This is a genomic window from Paraburkholderia sp. Ac-20347, from assembly GCF_017104805.1.
Classification (GTDB): Bacteria; Pseudomonadota; Gammaproteobacteria; order Burkholderiales; family Burkholderiaceae; genus Paraburkholderia; species Paraburkholderia tropica.
This window is the reverse complement of the sequence record NZ_JAAGPN010000165.1, coordinates 1-17,893: the sequence shown is the minus strand read 5'-3', so window position 1 is coordinate 17,893 and position 17,893 is coordinate 1. Positions and strand designations below refer to the sequence as shown.

General features: G+C 66.6%; 12 protein-coding genes and 1 pseudogene. 8 read left to right on the top strand and 5 right to left on the bottom strand.

Features of this window, described 5'->3' with window-relative positions; all coding sequences use genetic code 11:
• From G3N97_RS25875 to G3N97_RS25865, 3 genes are all read right to left on the bottom strand, one after another.
• Window positions 1-1,416 (bottom strand): indolepyruvate oxidoreductase subunit beta family protein (locus G3N97_RS25875; RefSeq protein WP_205995917.1); only part of this gene is annotated, 1,416 nt, incomplete at its 3' end.
• Between the two features lie 28 nt (window positions 1,417-1,444).
• Window positions 1,445-3,631: an indolepyruvate ferredoxin oxidoreductase subunit alpha gene (locus G3N97_RS25870; RefSeq protein WP_205995916.1), complete on the bottom strand. Its 2,187-nt coding sequence runs from the start codon at window positions 3,629-3,631 to the stop codon at window positions 1,445-1,447.
• A gap of 420 nt (window positions 3,632-4,051) precedes the next feature.
• Window positions 4,052-4,642 (bottom strand): YSC84-related protein, encoded by a 591-nt coding sequence (locus G3N97_RS25865; RefSeq protein ID WP_205995915.1) that lies wholly within the window; start codon window positions 4,640-4,642, stop codon window positions 4,052-4,054.
• Between the two features lie 462 nt (window positions 4,643-5,104).
• Between G3N97_RS25865 and G3N97_RS25860 the strand changes: the two genes are divergently transcribed.
• From G3N97_RS25860 to G3N97_RS25830, 7 genes are all read left to right on the top strand, one after another.
• The gene (locus G3N97_RS25860; protein ID WP_205995914.1) at window positions 5,105-5,581 is read left to right on the top strand and encodes a hypothetical protein; all 477 of its coding nucleotides are present in this window, start codon (window positions 5,105-5,107) and stop codon (window positions 5,579-5,581) included.
• Window positions 5,582-5,775: 194 nt separating this feature from the next.
• A complete protein-coding gene (locus G3N97_RS25855) occupies window positions 5,776-6,438 on the top strand; it encodes a response regulator transcription factor (RefSeq protein ID WP_205995913.1) in 663 nt (220 codons plus the stop codon).
• Window positions 6,438-9,797 (top strand): hybrid sensor histidine kinase/response regulator, encoded by a 3,360-nt coding sequence (locus tag G3N97_RS25850; RefSeq protein WP_205995912.1) that lies wholly within the window; start codon window positions 6,438-6,440, stop codon window positions 9,795-9,797. Before G3N97_RS25855 ends, G3N97_RS25850 begins: the two co-directional genes overlap by 1 nt.
• 550 nt (window positions 9,798-10,347) lie before the next feature.
• The gene (locus G3N97_RS25845) at window positions 10,348-10,713 is read left to right on the top strand and encodes a DUF2946 domain-containing protein (protein WP_205995911.1); all 366 of its coding nucleotides are present in this window, start codon (window positions 10,348-10,350) and stop codon (window positions 10,711-10,713) included.
• 249 nt (window positions 10,714-10,962) lie between these two features.
• Window positions 10,963-13,395 (top strand): TonB-dependent receptor, encoded by a 2,433-nt coding sequence (locus G3N97_RS25840; RefSeq protein ID WP_205995910.1) that lies wholly within the window; start codon window positions 10,963-10,965, stop codon window positions 13,393-13,395.
• Window positions 13,396-13,430: 35 nt separating this feature from the next.
• Complete coding sequence (locus G3N97_RS25835; RefSeq protein ID WP_205995909.1) at window positions 13,431-14,963, top strand: PepSY domain-containing protein; 1,533 nt, start codon at window positions 13,431-13,433, stop codon at window positions 14,961-14,963.
• 108 nt (window positions 14,964-15,071) lie between these two features.
• Window positions 15,072-15,407: a hypothetical protein gene (locus tag G3N97_RS25830; protein WP_205995908.1), complete on the top strand. Its 336-nt coding sequence runs from the start codon at window positions 15,072-15,074 to the stop codon at window positions 15,405-15,407.
• 63 nt (window positions 15,408-15,470) lie between these two features.
• Here the strand turns inward: G3N97_RS25830 and G3N97_RS25825 are convergent, their stop codons facing one another.
• On the bottom strand, window positions 15,471-16,181 hold the full coding sequence (locus G3N97_RS25825) for an SDR family NAD(P)-dependent oxidoreductase (protein ID WP_205995907.1): 711 nt from the start codon (window positions 16,179-16,181) through the stop codon (window positions 15,471-15,473).
• A gap of 181 nt (window positions 16,182-16,362) precedes the next feature.
• Window positions 16,363-17,271 carry a sterol desaturase family protein gene (locus G3N97_RS25820; RefSeq protein ID WP_205995906.1) on the bottom strand — a complete coding sequence of 303 codons (909 nt, stop codon included), beginning with the start codon at window positions 17,269-17,271 and terminating at the stop codon, window positions 16,363-16,365.
• Window positions 17,272-17,671: 400 nt separating this feature from the next.
• Here G3N97_RS25820 and G3N97_RS25815 point away from each other — a divergent pair.
• Window positions 17,672-17,893 (top strand): annotated as a pseudogene (locus G3N97_RS25815) (hypothetical protein); the annotation flags it as partial.

The window sequence follows — 17,893 nt, the reverse complement described above, 5'->3', positions numbered from 1 at the left end:
GAGCCACTGCCCCGCGCGCGCGACCGCCGCCATCACGGTCTGGAAATTCGCCAGCCCGCGCGCATGCGTGTCGCTGTAACCCTTCACGAGACGCTGGCATTGCGCGACTTCGGTCGCCAGCGCCGGATTGTGGCGCGCCGACTCGACGATCTGCGCGAGCCAGCCGTCGATGCGCGCGTGCTCCAGTTCATAGCGCAGCGTGCGGCGGCGCAGACCGCGCAGACGCGCGACCGCATAGAGTAGCAGGTAGCCGCGCAGCGAACTCGTGCGCACGACGCGCCCCGACGCCGCGAAACGCTTCACGAGCCGATGCACGCCATGCGGTTTCGCGAGCCAGCGCCCGAGACCGGCAGGCAGCGTCTCGCAGATTTCCTCGATGCGCGGATGCATGAACTCGTTGATGGCGAGCAGTTGATCGGCCTGCGCGCGCACTTCGCCGCGCACACGCTCGAAACGCGAGCCGCGCGTCTTCAGATCGGCGACGCGAATCGTATCTTCGTACGACATCCAGAGCGCGAGATGGCGCGCTATTTCGCGCAGCAAGGCGCGGTCGGTGTCGGGCAGCGCGGCGCGCAATTGGGTCAGACGATCGAGATAGGACGCGGCGTAGTCGGGGTCCTGATAGTCGATCAGACGACGCACGCCTTCGATCGCGAACGGCTGCGCGTCAGCGGGCAAATCCGTGCGTACGCGTTCGATCAGTCTCGCGACAGCGGGATCGCGCGGCGCGGGCGCTTGCGTCTGCTCCGCCTTTTCCGTTTGCGTGGACGATGAGGCGTCAGCATCGACATCCGCACCGGCACGCGCGAAGCCCAGCTCAAACGCGCGCAAGCTCGGCTTCACGCCCACGCCGCCGCGCTCGATGGTCGCCTCGAACTGCGCGCGGCTGAACGGCAGCACGCCGGTGCCCGCGAGCGCGCCGAACAGCACCGCGCTGATCACGCTGCCGCTCGCCTCGGCGGCCTGCGCCATGTCGAAGCGCACGAAGCGTTTCGCGGCCTGATACGCGTGCGCGACGAGCGCGCTGTCGTCGACGCGGCCATCGCCCAGCGCGGTTTTCTCGGCGATCGAATACACGCGATGCGTCGATGCCACGAGCGTCGTGCGCTCCGCCGTCACGAGTCCGCGCTGCACGGCGCGGCCCGCTTCCATCAGCTCGGAGGCGAGCACCACGTCGACGTCGCCGGGCAGCGGCATGAGCGCGAGCACCGGCGTGCGCGGCTCGTGCGCCTCGCGGGCGAATAGCTCGACGTAGTAAATGGTCGCGCCGGTGCGCTGCGCGACGCCGGGCACCGACGTGGTCTGCGCGTAGTAACCGTTGTGCTCGCCGAGATCGACGATCCAGTCGGCCAGCACGCCGCCGCCCTCGCCGCCCATGGCCAGAATCGCAATCTTGATCGGTTGGGTTGTCGTCATGGTTTCGTCCCGGAATCAGAATGCCGAATCAGAATGCGTAACGCGCGCGACGCTGGGCCTCGCGGCGTTGCAGCCAGCCGATCACCGCGTTGCGCACGCGCTGCCGCAAGCGATCCACTTTAGTAGGATTACTGATGATCTGCGCGCGATAGAACGACGGGCACAGCACCGCCGCGTGCGAGACCTCGCCGCACAGACCGCAGCCCACGCAGCTATCGAGCACGCTCGCGACCGGATCGGTGCGCAGCGGATCGGGATTGGGCTTGATCGACAGCGACGGGCAACCCGAGAGCCGGATGCACGAATGATCGCCGGTACAGGTATCCGAATCCACGCCGAAGCGCTCGCGCACCACGCGCTCGCCCGCCGCTATCGCCTTGCGCTGCTTCGGTTTCTCGCGACGCTGCTTGTTCAGCATGCACTCGCTCTGCGCGATCAGCACCTTCGGCCCTTTCGCGCCGGTCGTGAGCGCGTCCCTGAGCGTGGCCATCATGGTCTTGAGGTCGTAGGTGCGGCGCACCGTCCTGACCCATTTCACGCCCACGCCGCGCACCGCCTGCTCGATTTCGTGGCCCGTGCTGCGCGTGGGATTGAGCGCCGTCGACGACAGAATGTCCTGGCCGCCCGTCGCCGACGTATAGCTGTTATCGACGACGATCGTCAGGTTGTCGCTCTTGTTGAACACCGCGTTGGCGATGCCGCTCGTCAGGCCGTTGTGCCAGAAGCCGCCGTCGCCCATCACCGAGATCGCGCGCTTGCTCGCGGGCGCGTTGAGCGCGGCGGCGCTCGCGCTGCCGAGGCCGTAACCCATCGTCGTCGCGCCGAGATTGAACGGCGGCAGGATCGAGAACAGATGACAGCCGATGTCGGCGCTCACGTGATGCGGCCCAAGCTCGCGCTCGACGAGCTTCATCGCCGTGAAGATCGGGCGTTCGGGACAGCCCGTGCAGAAGCCCGGCGGACGCGCATGCACGCTGTCGTCGAGCGTGGGCTGAACGGGACTTTCGGCGGCCGCCGTGGCCACGGCCTGCACCGGAATCACCTTGCGCGGCGCGGGTTGCTCCGGTTGTGCTCGCAGCACGCCATAGCGCTCGAAGAACGCACGCAGGCCCTTCACCACCGTTGCGGCGTTGTACTCGCCCGCGAGCGGCAGCATGTCCTTGCCGTGCAGCGTGGCGTTCACGCCGCGCTGACGCAGGATCGCGCTCGCGTTCTGCTCGACGAAATTCGGCTGCCCTTCCTCGATCACGAGCACGGCGCGCTTGCCTGCGCAAAAGCGTTCCCACTCCGAATCGATCAGCGGATAGGCCACGTTCATCACGTAGAGCGGAATCGCCGATTCGCCGTAGACATCGGCGAGACCCAGCCGTTCCAGCGCGCGCAGCACCGTGTTGTAGCTGCCGCCTTGCACGGCGAGGCCGATATCGCGCCCGTCGCTTGCATCGTCGGCGAAGAATTCGTTGAGCTGGCGCTCCTCGATGAACTTCACCGCCGCGGGCCAGCGTTCGTGAATCTTTTCGCGCTCGTGCAGGAAACTCGCGGGCGGCAGCACGATGCGGTCGACGTCGCGGCTCGGATGTTCGAGCGCGTCCTTGATCGTGAACGCCGGGCGTCGATTGTCGGACGCCACGAACTGTCCATGCACGTGGCACGCGCGAATGCGCAATTGCAGCATCACCGGCGTGCTGCTCGCCTCGGAAAGATCGAAGCCGTCCTTCACGGCCTGCACGATGCACGGCAGATTCGGGCGCGGATCGAGCAGCCAGATCTGCGACTTCATCGCGAACGCGTGGCTGCGTTCCTGCATGATCGACGAGCCTTCGCCATAGTCTTCGCCGACGATCACCAACGCACCGCCCGTCACGCCGCCCGAGGCGAGATTCGCGAGCGCGTCGGAAGCGACGTTCGTGCCCACGGTCGCCTTGAAGGTGACGGCGCCGCGCAGCGGATAGTTGACCGAGGCGGCCAGCGACGCGGCGGCCGTGGCCTCGCTCGCGCTGTTCTCGAAGCGGATGCCGTGGTCGGCGAGGATGTCCTGCGCGTCGGCCAGCACGTCCATCAGATGCGAGATGGGCGCGCCCTGATAGCCCGCCACATAGGCCACGCCCGATTCGAGCAGCGCCTTCGTCACCGCGAGAATGCCCTCGCCGCTGAACACTTCGCCTGCGCCGAGACGCAGTTTCTTCACTTCCTCGACAAACGACCGCTCTGCCATGACCGTCCTCTTCGCGATGTTCGAAACCGTGGCGCACGACGCGCCATCGTCATGCGTCGGGCCAGTATAGTTTAGATTTAAATATTTCCAAAATCATAGTTAACCCTGCGAAATCGCGTTGCGCGGCGCGTGCCGGAATGCGCGCGGGCGGGCGAAACGGGGTGTGCAGGGGAGCCGTCCCCGCACGCTACATCGGCCAAAAAATTCTGGAAACCGGGCGCGCGCGGATGCGCCGTTCATGTGCCCGAAGCGGCACGGAAGTCGGCGCGGAGGTCAGGGAAAACGCGGGGAAAACGCGAAGGGGATGAAAGGCGGAAAACTGACTGGCGGCCCTTGCGAGCGAAGCACTCGATGCGATCGAGACAATCAGACGATCGAGACACTCGCACGGGCCGCGCCGGACAGGCGCGGCGCGCCCGCTCAGATGACGAGACGCGAGACCTTCACGCCTTCGAGCGAAACGCCGGCCATGAGACCGGCATTGGTCAGCACGAAGGCTTCGACGGGGCTCATGGCCGTCGACGTATCGACATTGCCGTTCGCGCCCACGGTCACGACCGCGACCGTGGCGTCGGCGCCCGCCGACCAGCCCTGGCTGCGCACGAAGCTGTCGAGCGCGCCCTCGTTCATGAACGCGAAGATGATGGCCTTCGACTGCGCGCCGATCTGCAGGCCGAACGAGCCCGCCACGGTGCTGTAGTAACCGGTCGTGCGGCCGTTCACGCGCAGCGCGCCGGTGCCGTACTGGCCGCCGATCCAGAAGCCCGCGGCGATCACGTTCGGAAAGACCAGCACGCCGCTGGCCTTCGAGAGCAGTTCCTGCGAGCCCGACACCGTGCCGTAAAGACGCGAAATCGTGGCGTCCACGCTGGCGTCGATGGCATTGCGTTTGGCCGCGTTCTGCGCGGCGCTGTCACTTGAACCCAGCGGGGTCGTCGTGCAGCCCGCGAGAGCGAGGCCGCTTGCTGCGAGTGCGGCGCTGGAGCTGAGAAGAAATTGACGTCGGCGCATTGAGGTGTTCCCGTAAAAGCGATGCTTCGATGAGTCTCGCGGGCGCGGCCCCGTTCGAGCGGCGCGCCCCGCGAGAGGCCACAGGATGGCGCGCGTGGCAGCCGGCTGCCCGGCCTTCGACCTGCCGGGCCGATGGATGGCTGCGGCGGCCACGTCCGCCCTCCTTGGCGGTATCTGACCATGCGCCGCGCATCGAGTTCACAAACTGGATGAAGAATTCTGCGCGAAGCCTCGCCTGGCGGGCTTTGTGCACCGCCGCCAACGCGCTCTTGCTGCCTTTTTGCTGCTCCGCAGCATCGCCGCCGCGTTTCTCGAAATCGTCCGATTTTGCCCGCGACGCGCGCCTCTTAGAGTGAAGGTGTGGCCAGAGCGTGGCTGCCTCCGTCACCGAGCCCATGCCGCTCCACGACGGAACCGCGCTCCGCACGCCACGCCGTCTCCACTCCCGCAAAAGGTCCGATCATGTTCGCCGCCACCTTCCAACGCCTGCCTCAAACCGCCGCCGCGCGGATTGCGCGCGCGTGCGAGCGGGCAAGCGGCCTCGGCATCGTGCTGTTGCCGATCGTCTATATCGCGTTCTTCGTTACGCTTTTCGTGCTCGGCGTCGTGCCGCGCGCCACATTCGGTCTGACGATGGCGACGCTCACGCTCGGCGGCGCGATGCTCGCGGGCGCGCTGATCTTCTATCTGGCGAGCGTCGCACCGCAGCCGCGCCCGTCCATGCGCACGACGGCCGCCGGTTATGCCGATCTCCACGCGCCGATTGCCGCCCCGGACCACGCACCGACCATCGCGCCGATCCGCTTCGCGCACATGCCAACCCGCACCTGCCAGCAAACCTGCAAGACGGCCTCGGGCAAGGAAATCCGCATCGCGGTCAACTGCTATCAGGCGCATTGCCCGGCCACGAATCAAGCCGAACCGCGTACGCGACTGTAGGAATAGATCGCATGACGAAGCGGTTATCGCCGCGCAGCCCTGTGTCGAGCGCAGTCACGCTGACCGCCACCCTACAATGACCCTCATTCCACGCTGTCATATAATCGAATGAAGACAGTCAAACACTGTCGGCAGGGATCTCCGCGCGTGTAGGCGGGACTGTGCCGACGCGCGCGAGCCGCTACGCACCGCCCATGACGAACGCCACGCAAACCCTGCGGATCGTGGTCGCCGACGACCATCCGCTCGTGCTCACGGCCATCAGCGACTATCTGACCCAGGCGCCCGGCTGCACGGTGGTCGGCACCGCCGACTCGGGCGCGCGGCTGCTCGACCTGTTGCGCAGGATGCCTTGCGATCTGCTCGTCACCGACTTCTCGATGCAGGGCGAAATCGAGGACGAAGACGGCCTGCGCCTGATCGCCCGCCTGCGCCGCCTCTACCCCGACCTGCCCGTCGTCGTGTTCACGATGCTCACGAACGGCGGCATCCTGCACGAACTCGCGGAACTGGGCGTGGCCGGACTCGTCGGCAAGGACGAGCCGATTCCCGTGCTCGCCGAAGTGTGCCGGCGCGCGCTCATCGAGCCGGGCACGACGCTCTCGGCGCGCGTCGCCGAACGTCTCGCGCTGGACGGCGCGAACGCGGACGAATTCCGCCGCAGCAATCCGCTTTCGCCGCGCGAACTCGAAGTCGTGCGCCTCTTCGCGCTCGGCCTGAACGTCACCGAAATCTCGAAACGCCTGAACCGCTCGGTGACGACGGTCGCCACGCAGAAACGCGCGGCCATGCGCAAGCTGCATCTCGATTCGAACGCCGATTTGATCCGCTACGCGAGCGAGCACGGATTCGCGTGATGGAAGCCAATGCCACCGCGCCCAACGCGTCGCCGTTCGCCACGCTGCGGGCGCTCGAACACAATCTGCGGCGCGAGCGCCGCGTGTTCACGATGCTGATCGGCCTGCTGGTGTTCGCCGCGGTCGCGGCCGCTTGCGTGGCGATCACGACGATCGCGTTCCTCTCGCTCGCGGGCGACGGCGCGCAGTTGCGCGCGACCATCGCGCAGACCAACGAGGCGCTGTCGTACCGCTACAACCAGCTGACGAGCGCGCGCCTGCTGCTCGGCCTCAAGGAAGCCTCGCTGCTCGTCGCCGACGACGTCCCCGCCGCGCACGCGCACTGCGTGCCGACGTTCGCAGGCGCGGACGGCTCGCCGCCGCTGCGCGCGCTCTGCGACCGCGCGATCGACGCGATGTCCCACGCGAGTTCGGACACACCGTTGCTGTTCGTGCTGGTCGACGGCAGCGCCGCCTACGGCTATCAGCTCGCGCCCGCCGCGCGCATGCCGGACGGCCCGCTGCGCCCCGGCGAAGGCGCGCGCGTACTGGTCGACAGCGCGCTGCTGCACATGAGCGCACGCGGCGCGGACCCGCTCTCGGTGGGCCGGGGGCGTTCGGTGATCTGGTTCCGCCCGCCCGCGGCGCTGGGCTTCGCGCCGAACCTCGTGCTCGGCGCGACCAGCGTGCTCAAGGACGGCAAGCCCTACGCGCTCGTGCTGACGAGCGTCGACATCGCGACGCTCGGCCGCGACCCCAACGGCAACGGGTCGGACATCGCGCCCGTGCTCGTCGATGCGGATGGCTTGCGCCTCGCCGGCCCGCTCTCCGACGGCGCCACGCAAGTGATCGATCGTTACCTCGCGAGCGAGCCGACGGGGCGCTTCCATCTGCTGCCGCGTTTCGGCTGGGCGATGCGCGAGCGCCCGCTCGTCCACGATTTCGGCCACTACCTGCTTGCGCTGTCGTGGGCCGACCATCTGCGCCAGATCCGCGCGCCCGTCGCCGTGGTGCTGCTTCTCACCGTCGCGCTGGTGCTGATGCTGCTCTCGCTGCTGCGTTACTGGAACCGGCGCGTGCTTGCGCGAACCTATGGCGAGGCCACGCGCGCGCTCGAAAACGAGTTGCTCAATCATCTGCTCGTGCATGCGACGCCGATCGGCCTGTGCATCGTGCGCAAACGCGACTTCGACATCGTCATCGCCAACCAGATCGTGCGCAACGTGCTCGGCCTCGACACTCGCGTGACGCGCCTGCCCGCCGCGCTCTGCCTCGAGTTCGAAAAGCATCTGCCCGCGCCTGTCAACGAAGGCACGGCCAGCACGCCGATCTACGCCCTGCCGTTTTCGCTCACGCGCGAGAATGGCGAGAGCGTGCATCTCGACATCACCTACGCGGCCGCCACGCTGAACCGCGAGGCGGTGATGTTCTGCGCGTTCGCGGACATGTCGAAGCATTACGAAGCCGAACGCCTGCTGCGCGAAGCGCAACGCACGAGCGACGAAGCCGCACGCACGAAGGTGAGCTTTTTCGCGGCGATGAGCCACGAGATCCGCACGCCGCTGGCCTCGCTGGTCGGCAATATCGAGCTCGTGGCGCGCGGGCCGCTCGCCGCCGAACAGGAAGCGCGCGTGGATGCGATGCAGGTGTCGGCGGCGGAACTGCTGCAGATCGTCAGCGACGTGCTCGACTTTTCGAAGATCGATGTCGGCGCGATGAAGCTTTCTGAGGATGCCGAATCGATTGCCGCGCTGTTGGTGCGTATCGCGCTCGCGCACGCGCCGCTCGCGGTGCGCCAGAAGCTGCCGTTCTATCTCGTGATGGACCGCGCGATTCCCGCGCGGCTGTTCTTCGATCCGATCCGGCTCGCGCAGATCGTCAACAACCTGCTGAGCAACGCGTTCAAGTTCACGCACTCCGGAAAGATCGTGTTGCGTGCGGCCTGGCGCGACGCCACGCTCGACATCAGCGTGGCCGATTCGGGCGTGGGCATGCCCGACGATCTCAAGGCGCGCCTCTTCCAGCCGTTCACGCAAGGCGACGACCACCGGCTCACCGAGTCGCGCGGCACGGGCCTCGGCCTGACGATCTGCGGACGGCTCGCGGCGCTCATGCACGGCCGCTGCGAAGTGGAAAGCACGCTGGGCGTGGGCACGCGCGTGCTCGTCAGCCTGCCGCTGCGCGCGGACGGCCCGGCGACCGCGGGCGAGCAATGGACGCTGCCCGATCCGCATCCCGCGCTTCTGTGCCGCGCGCCCGAGAATCGCGAATGGCTCACGAATCTCTTCGACGCCCGGCTCAGCACGCCGGTCTATCTGCACGCGACCGAGACGCCGCCCGATGGCGCGTTCGATTATCTGCTGGTCACCGGCGAGTTCTCCGCGGACGACGTACAGCGCGTGTGGCGCGATCCGGCGAAGGTCGTCTGGCTGCGCCAGGACGGACCGCTCGTGCCGCTCGCGCTCGAAGGCGGCGGCGTGGAAGTCAGCCTGTACAGCCTCGCGGGCATCCGCACCGCGACGCAGATGCTGCGTGGACAGTTGCCGGTAGCGGATGCAACGTCCGCGCAATCAGACGCTGGCGCTGCTGGCGGCGAGGCACGCGAACCGGCCGATTTCCACCGCTTGACCGTACTCATCGCCGAAGACAATCTGCTCAATCGCTCGCTGCTGCGCGACCAGTTGCGCACGCTCGGCGCGAACGTGATCGAGGCGAAAGACGGCGAGGAAGCGCTCGCGAAACTCGATACGGCGCGCGTCGATCTCGTGATCACCGATCTCAACATGCCGAAGATGACTGGCTACGAATTGCTGCAAACGGCGCGCGAGAGGCAGCCCTCGCTGCCGGTCTACGCGGTGAGCGGCAATGCGTTGCCCGAACAGATCGCGCAAGGCCGCACGCTGGGATTCACCGACTATCTGAGCAAGCCGGTGCCGCTCGCGGAACTTGAGCGCGTACTCGCCGATGTGGCCGCGCGCGTGCCGCCCGACCTCGCCACGCCAAAGGCCGCGCTAGCGACGACAAGCGCGTCCCCGCTGAACCCGGACAACGCAACCGGCGCCGACGAACAGACACCGCGCTTCCCCGACCTGCCGCCCGGACTCGCGCCGATTTTCATCGAACAGGCCGATCACGATCTCGCCGAATTCACGCAGATCGCCGGGACGCAGGACGTGCAGCGTCTGCGCGAATGGGTCCATCGTGTGGCGGGCGGTATTGCCGTGCTCGGTCCGTCGGTGCTGCACGATACCTGCCGCGAGCTGCGCGCCGCCATCCACGAATCCGGCGCGTGGGACGAGAACGTGCAGACGCTGGCCGCCGCGCTCATCGCGGATCTGGAAGCCTTGCGCGCGTATGCGGCGAGCCGCGCGTCGACGTGACGACCGGCTCAGCATCGCTGCGCAGAAAGACCGGCGCCTGTGCGCCCCCTTCCACCGGACAGGTGCCGAGCTGGCGACGCACGCACCACTGACGCAACGTGCTCGCTTCGAGCGGACAGCGCGCGGTACCAGTCGGCTTGACGTGCTGGCGCGCCTCGAGTCTCAACGCGAACGCGGACGGCAACGCGAGACCGCAAGCCGCGACGCGCGTAGCGCCCTCATCGGCATGGGAATTGGTTGGCACTCCGCAGGGTTCGGACGCACGGGCGACCCAGCGCTGACTCGGCGCGGGACGCAAAGAGAAGGCAGGCATGATCGATGACCGCGAAACGCGGCGTGGCATTCGTATGGACATCGACGATCTTCGCGCACTACGCGAGCGCGCGCTATAGGACGGATTCTAAATACGGACGGATTCCACAAACGCCCGCGCAACAAGGGTCGCAACGCGCCGGATACGCCCTGCTTTATGCCGTGATTCAGCGTGCCGGAACGCGTGCGCAAACGCGCCGACGCGTGGTAGACTGCGCGCGCAATCGCTCACTCCATCATGAAACTACGCAAGCACGCACTGCTGACCGCATGGCTTGGCCTCATCGCCATGTGGCTCATCGTGCTCGCGCCGCTCGTGAGCCAGCTGGTTGCCGCGCATCAGGCGCAGCAACCCGACGCCGCGCTGTGCTCGGCGCTGCAGCCCGCATCGGCGGCGCCGCATCTTTCGCACGACGACGCATTCGGCGCTTGCGGCTATTGCAACCTGCTCGAACATCACGTGGCGATGCCGTCTATCGCGGTGCCCGCGCTCACGCTCGGCTTCGCGATCGCCGACGCCGTCGTCGCCACGCTCTCCACGCGTCACACGCCGTTCGGCGCCTTCCCCTCGGGCCGTCCACGCGCCCCACCCGCGCTCGCCTGATCGCTGCCGTCACCGGCCGCCCATCCGCGCTCACTCATGTTCTGTCGTTTGCTTCGGCGCTTGCGTCCGTTAGCGCGTTTTCGCTCGCGTGTCTTCGCTCACGTGTTATCGCGCGATGACACCTGAGCGGTGCAACGACGCGCGTTGTCGCCAACGCGTCGCGTACATCGCCTGCATCGACGAGAACGAATAAGCAACGCCGCGCGCGTGGGCAGCCGCACGTCCATCGTTTCCGGGGAAGTCTCTTACATGTCCACGCCCGTTTCGCGCGGTACGCGTGTGCGCCTGCGCGCCCGTGCTCGTCTCGGCCTGTTGCGGCATTTGCCGCCGCTCGCGCCGCCGCTTTTGCCGATCCTGCCGCTTTCGCTGATCGCACCGTTCGCGGCCACGACCGCGCACGCCGAACAGAACACCGCACAAAACACCACACAAAGCACGGCAGATAGCGCATCGAACACCGACATCACCACGCTGCCGACCGTCAGCGTGAGCGCATCGAACGGCGCCTCGAACGCAGCGCCCATGCGCGCCTTCGATCCGAATCTGCCCGCGACGGTCGAAACCGTCACGCCCGCGCAGTTCAACAACTGGAACGTCGTCAACACGGAGGACGTGCTCAAGTACCTGCCGAATCTCGCCGTGCGCAAACGCTTCGTCGGCGACCTGAATTCGATCATCGCCGTGCGCGGCACGAGCAATACGCAGAGCGCGCGCGGCCTCGTCTACGCGGACGGCCTGCTGCTCTCGAATCTGCTCGGCAACAGCTATGCGTTTCCGCCGCGCTGGTCGATGGTGTTTCCCGATCAGATCCAGCAGGTCGATGTGATCTATGGTCCGTATTCGGCGCTCTATCCGGGCAATTCGCTGGGCGCGACCGTGCTGATCACCACGCGCATGCCGACGAAGTTCGAAGCGACCGCCGATGTCAAGGCCTTCACGCAGCACTTCAGCCTTTACGGCGTGAACCAGAATTTCAACGGCAGCGAAATGAGCGCGTCGATTGGCGACCGCATCGGCAAGTTCTCGTATCTGCTGGGCGTGAATCATCTGGAAAACACGAGCCAGCCGCTGCAGTTCGCGACGCTCGCGCAATCGAGCACGGTGGCGCAACCCGGCGACACGCCCGTGCACGGCGCGTACTTCTACAACAACCAGACCAACACGCGCACGGCGGTGCTCGGCGTGAACGGCGAAGGCATCGAGCATACGGTGCAGGATCAGTTCAAGCTGCGCATGCAATACGATTTCACGCCGACCGTGCAAGGCGGCGTGACACTTGGTTACTGGCATCAAACCTATGACAGCCAGACCTCGACCTTCCTCTACGACGATAACGGCAATCCCGTCTACAGCGGCAAGGTCAACATCGGCGGCTACGAATACACGATCCCGGCTTCCGCGCTCGCGCCCAGCCGCGGCTGGAGCGAGAACTGGCTGTACGGCGCGTCGCTGCGCACGCATCAGGCCACGGGGTGGAATGCGGAAGCGATCGCTTCGTACTACGACGTCAGCAACAGCGTCGCGCGCACGGCCAACAGCGGCGGCTCCGGCGACGGTCCCGGCACGATGACGCTCGGCGACGGCACCGGCTGGAAAACACTCGATCTCAAGGCAACGTGGACGCCCGCGCGGCCCGACGCGGGCCTCGCCACGCACTGGCTGAGCTTCGGCTATCACTACGACAATTATTCCGTCGACAACCGGACCTACAACACGCTCGCCTGGCGCGACGGCGGCGCGGGCAGCTTCGCCAACGCCTTCGCGGGCAAGACCGAAACGCAGGCGTTCTACGCGCAGGACGCGTGGCGTTTCCTGCCCCGCTGGAAACTGGTCTACGGCGTGCGTTACGAAGACTGGCAGGCCTACGACGGCTATCAGGCGCTCGGCGGCGTGCGCGTGCCGTACGCAGGCGTGAGCGACCGTCACTTCTCGCCGAAGGCCTCGCTGTCGTTCGACGTCACCGACGATCTCACGCTGCGCGCTTCGATCGCGCGCGCGTATCGCTTCCCGACCGTCGGCGAACTGTTCCAGGGGCAGATTAACGGCTCGTCGATCGTCAACAACAATCCGAATCTGCGGCCCGAAGACGATCTCTCGAAAGAGCTGAGCGCGGAATGGGCGCACTGGAACGGCCTGTTCCGCTTCACGCTGTTTCAGGACGACGTGAAGAACACGATCTTCAGTCAGACCGACACGACCGTCATTCCGAACGTGACGAACTTCCAGAACATCGGCAAGGTGCGTTCGCGCGGCGTGGAAACAAGCTATCAAGGTCAGGACGTGCTGCTGCACGGCCTCGATTTTTCGGCGAACGTCGCCTATACGCAGTCGAAGATTCTCGCCAACGCGCAGAACCCGGCGAGCGTCGGCAAATACTTCTATCGCATTCCGTTGTGGCGCGTGAACGTCGTCGCGACGTATCGCTTCGACGCGCGCAGCGCGCTCACGCTCGCGGCGCGTTATTCGGGGCGTCAATACAACACGCTCACGAATACCGACACGAATCCGAACGTGTTCGGCGGCACCAGCAGCTACACGGTCGCAGACGTGAAGTTCACGTTCCGTCCGGCGAAGCAAACCGAAATCGGCGTGGGCATCGACAACCTGTTCGACGCCCGCTACTACGTCTATCACCCGTATCCCGGCCGCACGTTCTACGCCGAAGCGAAGTTCGGCCTGTGAAGGTCAGGTTGCAGCCCATCCACAAGGAGCCTTCGATGTCGACGACAATGCCCGCTGCCGAGCGCCCCGACGCGCGCAGCACACACGCGTCCGGCGCCGCGTATCCCGGCTATCGCACACTCTGGCGCTGGCACTTTTACGCCGGTCTGTTCGTGATGCCGTTTCTGATCGTGCTGGCCATTACCGGCACGATCTACTGTTTTCAGCCGCAGATCGAGCCGCTGCTGTATCCGCATCGGCTCGTGGTCGCGCCGCAAGCGACGCCGCGTCTGCCCGCCGATGCGCTGCTCGCGCGCGCTCAGGCGTCGCTGCCGCCCGGCGCACAAGCGATCCGCGCGCATATCGAAGCGAATCCGGCGCGCAGCGCGGAGTTCGTGTTCGCGCTGCCGCCCGGCAACGCGCCGGCGACGAAGGAAAGCGTCTACGTGAATCCGTATAACGGCGAGGTGCTCGGCACGCTCGACGTCGACCGGCGCTTCATGCAGGTCGATCGCATGCTGCATCGCAAGCTGCTGATCGGCAAGCCTGGCGAATTGCTGATGGAGCTCGCCGCGTGCTGGACGCTGGTGATGATCGGGACCGGCGTCGCGCTCTGGTGGCCGCGCCGATCCGTATCGCCGGGCGCGTCGCTGCGTGCCGCGCTGCTGCCGCGCTTCGGCGCGAGGGGACGGCCGTTCTGGAAAAGCCTGCATGCGGTGATCGGCTTCTGGCTCGCGGCGGGTGCACTGGCGTTCGTGCTCAGCGGCCTGCCGTGGACGGGTTCGTGGGGCAAGCAGTTCAAGGCGCTCGCGACGCGCGTGAGTCTGGGCGCGCCGCGCGGCGCATGGGGCGGCGGGCTGCCGCTGCAATCGACGCTGCCGGGCGCGGGTCAAGCGGCCCATGGCGAACATGGCGAACACGCCGGCCACGACATGGCGTCGATGCCCGGCATGGTGATGGACGATCTGCCGCTGCCCAACGTGCCGTGGGCCGTGGGCGCGGTGCCCGTACCGCAATCGCCCGAAGCCGCCGCGCATTCCGCCGATCATTCGGCCACGCCGACGCCCGCGCGCAGGACGCTCGATCAGGTCGTCGCGCAGATGACCGCGCTCGGCGTGCAAAGCGGTTACGACATCGCGCTGCCTGCGTCCGCGAGCGGCGTCTACACGGTCTCGTACTTTCCGCCCGATCCGAAACGCGAGCGCACCGTCTATATCGACCAGTACAGCGGCAAGGTACTCAAGGACATTCGCTATGCCGATTACGGCGCGGTCTCGCAGGTGATTTCGTACGGCACGTCGCTGCATATGGGCCGTTATTTCGGGCTCGCGAATCAACTGATCTGCACGGCGATTTCGCTCGGCCTCGCGGCGCTCGCGGTGACGGGCTTCGTCATGTGGTGGCTGCGCCGTCCGGCTCGCGCGCTCGCGGCGCCCTCGCGCGAACGCGCCGCGCCGCCGATGCGTTCATGGAAAGCGGGACTCGTCGTGCTCGGCATCGTCTTTCCGCTGATGGGCGCAACGATGCTGGGCGTGTGGTTGCTCGACAAAATCGCGTTCGGCAGGCGAGCACCTCTTTCGTCTTCCTGACAATTATTTCCGTGCGTGAGTAAAACGCGCTGCGGTAATCTGCGGACACAATTGCCATTGAACCTGTCCCCGCAGATGGCTTTCCAAGCAGTATCGAGGGAGACGACCGTGTTGCGCCTAATTTCTGCACTGAGTATTGCGAGTCTCGCGGCGGCGCTCGCCGGTTGCGCCGTCGCGCCCTGGCCGGCTTATCCGGGCTACTACGGCGGCGCTTACTACAACGCCGGTTATGGCTATCCGTACGGCTATCCCTATGGTTACGGATACGGCTACTACCCCGGTTACTACGGCTATTACGGCCCGAGTTTCGGCGTGTCGTACTGGGGCGGCGGCGGTTGCTGCTGGCGCGGCGGCTGGCGTGGCGGCCACGGCGGCTGGCACGGCGGCGGCGGAACGTGGCAAAGCGGCGGCGGGATGCACGGCGGCGGCGGTCACGGCCACTGAGCCTTACAACGCGTCCCCGCCGCCCTCCGCGTCAAGCATCCGCGCAAGACCTGAAGCGTTTCGTCAGACGCGCCCGTTCACCGGAATCGACGCGCCCGTGACGGCGCGCGCTTCGCCAGAAAGCAGGAAGGCGATAACCGCCGCGATGTCGTCGGGCTGCACCCAGCGCGTGAAATCGGCATCGGGCATATCGGCGCGATTCTGTGGCGTGTCGATGATGCTCGGCAAAATGGCGTTCACCGTCACGCCCTTGTCCTTGAGTTCTTCGGCGAGCGCTTCGGTCAGGCGCGCGACGCCCGCCTTCGAAGCCGCGTAAGCGCCCATCCCCAGCCCCGCCTTCAACCCCGCGCCCGCGCCGATATTGACGATGCGCCCCGTGCCGCGCGCGAGCAGATGCGGCAGCGCCGCCTTCGACGCGTTGAGCGCCGTCTTCACGTTCAGATCGAACATCAGGTCCCAGGTGCGGGCGTCGCCCTCCGCGACGGTTTCCCAGCGGAACGCGCCCGCGATGTTGACGAGCGCATCGAGTCCGCCGAGCGCCTGGTGCGCCGCGTCGAGCCCCTTGCGCGCGGCCTCGGGATCGACGAGATCGACGCCGCCCACCGGCACGGCGTTCGCCAGTGCAGCGGGCCACGCCGATCCTTGCGGCGCGTCGCCCCGGCCGATCAGCGCCACGCGTGCGCCGCGCGCCGCGAAAAATGCGGCGGTGGCCATGCCGAGATTGCCGAAGCCGCCCGTGATCGCCACGGTCATTCCGTTCATCGAGTTGTCCATGTTTTCTTCCTGCGAAAGATGCGCCGGACGCGCCCGCGTCGTTGCGCTGCGTCCTGGCGGCGTGTGCTTGCCCAAGTGCTGAAGCGGCAGCGCAAAGCGCGCTGCCGCTGCGTGCCGCCACGTTAACCGAGCGCGCCGGCATCGGCAACTGCTGCCACCGTGGCAATGGCAGCCACAGCGTTCAGGCGTCCGTGCGTACCGTGGCGAGCGTGCGCTTGCGCAGATCCTCGGTGGTCTCGCCCTCGCCATTCGCGCTCCAGCCCGGCGGCAGAAACACGTGACGCACGGCGGTCCACAGATCGGGCGCGGCGGCGATGTCGCGCGCGAGGCTCACCCAGTGCTCGAATTCGACGACCAGCGGATTGCGCGAACGCGTCGGCGTCACGAGGCCGTATCGACACGGCTCGTCGGCGCGCTCCGCCACATAGGTGCCGAACAGCCGGTCGAACACAACCAGCACGCCGCCGTAATTCGCATCGAGGTAATCGACGTTCGACGCATGATGCACGCGATGCGCCGACGGCGTATTGAACACGTACTCGAGCCAGCCGAGCTTCGGCATCCACGTGTTGTGCAGCCAGAACTGATAGAGCAGGTTGAACGAGAGAATCGCGAAGACGATTTCCGGACGCACACCAAGCCAGACGAGCGGCGCGAAGAACATCGCCGGGCCGGTGAGCTTGCCGGTCCAGCCGAGCCGATACGCGGACGACAGCGTGAGCTGGTTCGGCGAATGATGCACAGCGTGCGTGGCCCAGAAGAAGCGCATGCGATGCGACGCGCGGTGATACCAGTAGTAGCAGAACTCCTGGCCGATGAAGACGAACAGCGCGAGCGTGATGTTGTCGATGGAGAGCGTGAAGAGCCGATGCGTCCACGCGAAATGGAAGATCGGTGCCGACAGCGAAATCGGCAGGAATGCGAACAATTTTCTTCCGGCCAGATCGGCCAGCGAAATCCAGACTTCGTTCCAGTCGAAGCGTTCGACGCCGGGCTGGCGCTTTTTGAAGCTGAGCACGGCGGCTTCGATCATCGACGCAGCGACGATGAAGAGCGTGACATAAACCGCGATTTTTCCGGTGGCAAGCATGATGGGCGACAGCCTCTTTGCGCGATGCGGCGCGATGCAGTGCAGTTGAGAGAGACGCGTAGATCGCAACGAAATTCGCGGGGCGCGTCGGATGAACAGCACTGTAGTGACGCGCCGCGCGAAACACCACGCGCGAATTATGTCGCCGCATGTTATGAGCCTTTTTTGGGTCTTTGCGCCGCCTCGCGCCCTGCCCGTCTGCGCCCGCCGCGTCTGGCGCGGACGCGTTTCGCCGCCCCGCCATGTAACACGGCGACATGGTTTTCAACGCGACTTGCGCGAGGCGTCGCCCTATAGTTCGTCCCGCTGACACGCCACGAACGTGCTGCAACGAAGCCCCGGAACCACCCGGCCGATTCGTACCCCGCCACCCGCGCCACCCGCACCGCAAGGAACCACGATGAACAAGCTCACACTCGCCGTCGCCGCCACGCTGATCGGACTCGCCAGCGCCCCCGCGTTCGCCGGCTGGTCCGGTCACGGCACCGCCTACACGCCGCACGGCACCTATAGCGGCGCGCACGCCGGGTCGTGCGGCGGCGGCAGCTGCTCGCATGCGGGCGGCGTGGTCGGACCGTGGGGCGGCCTCGCGACCAACACGGGCATGGTCACGCGCACCGCG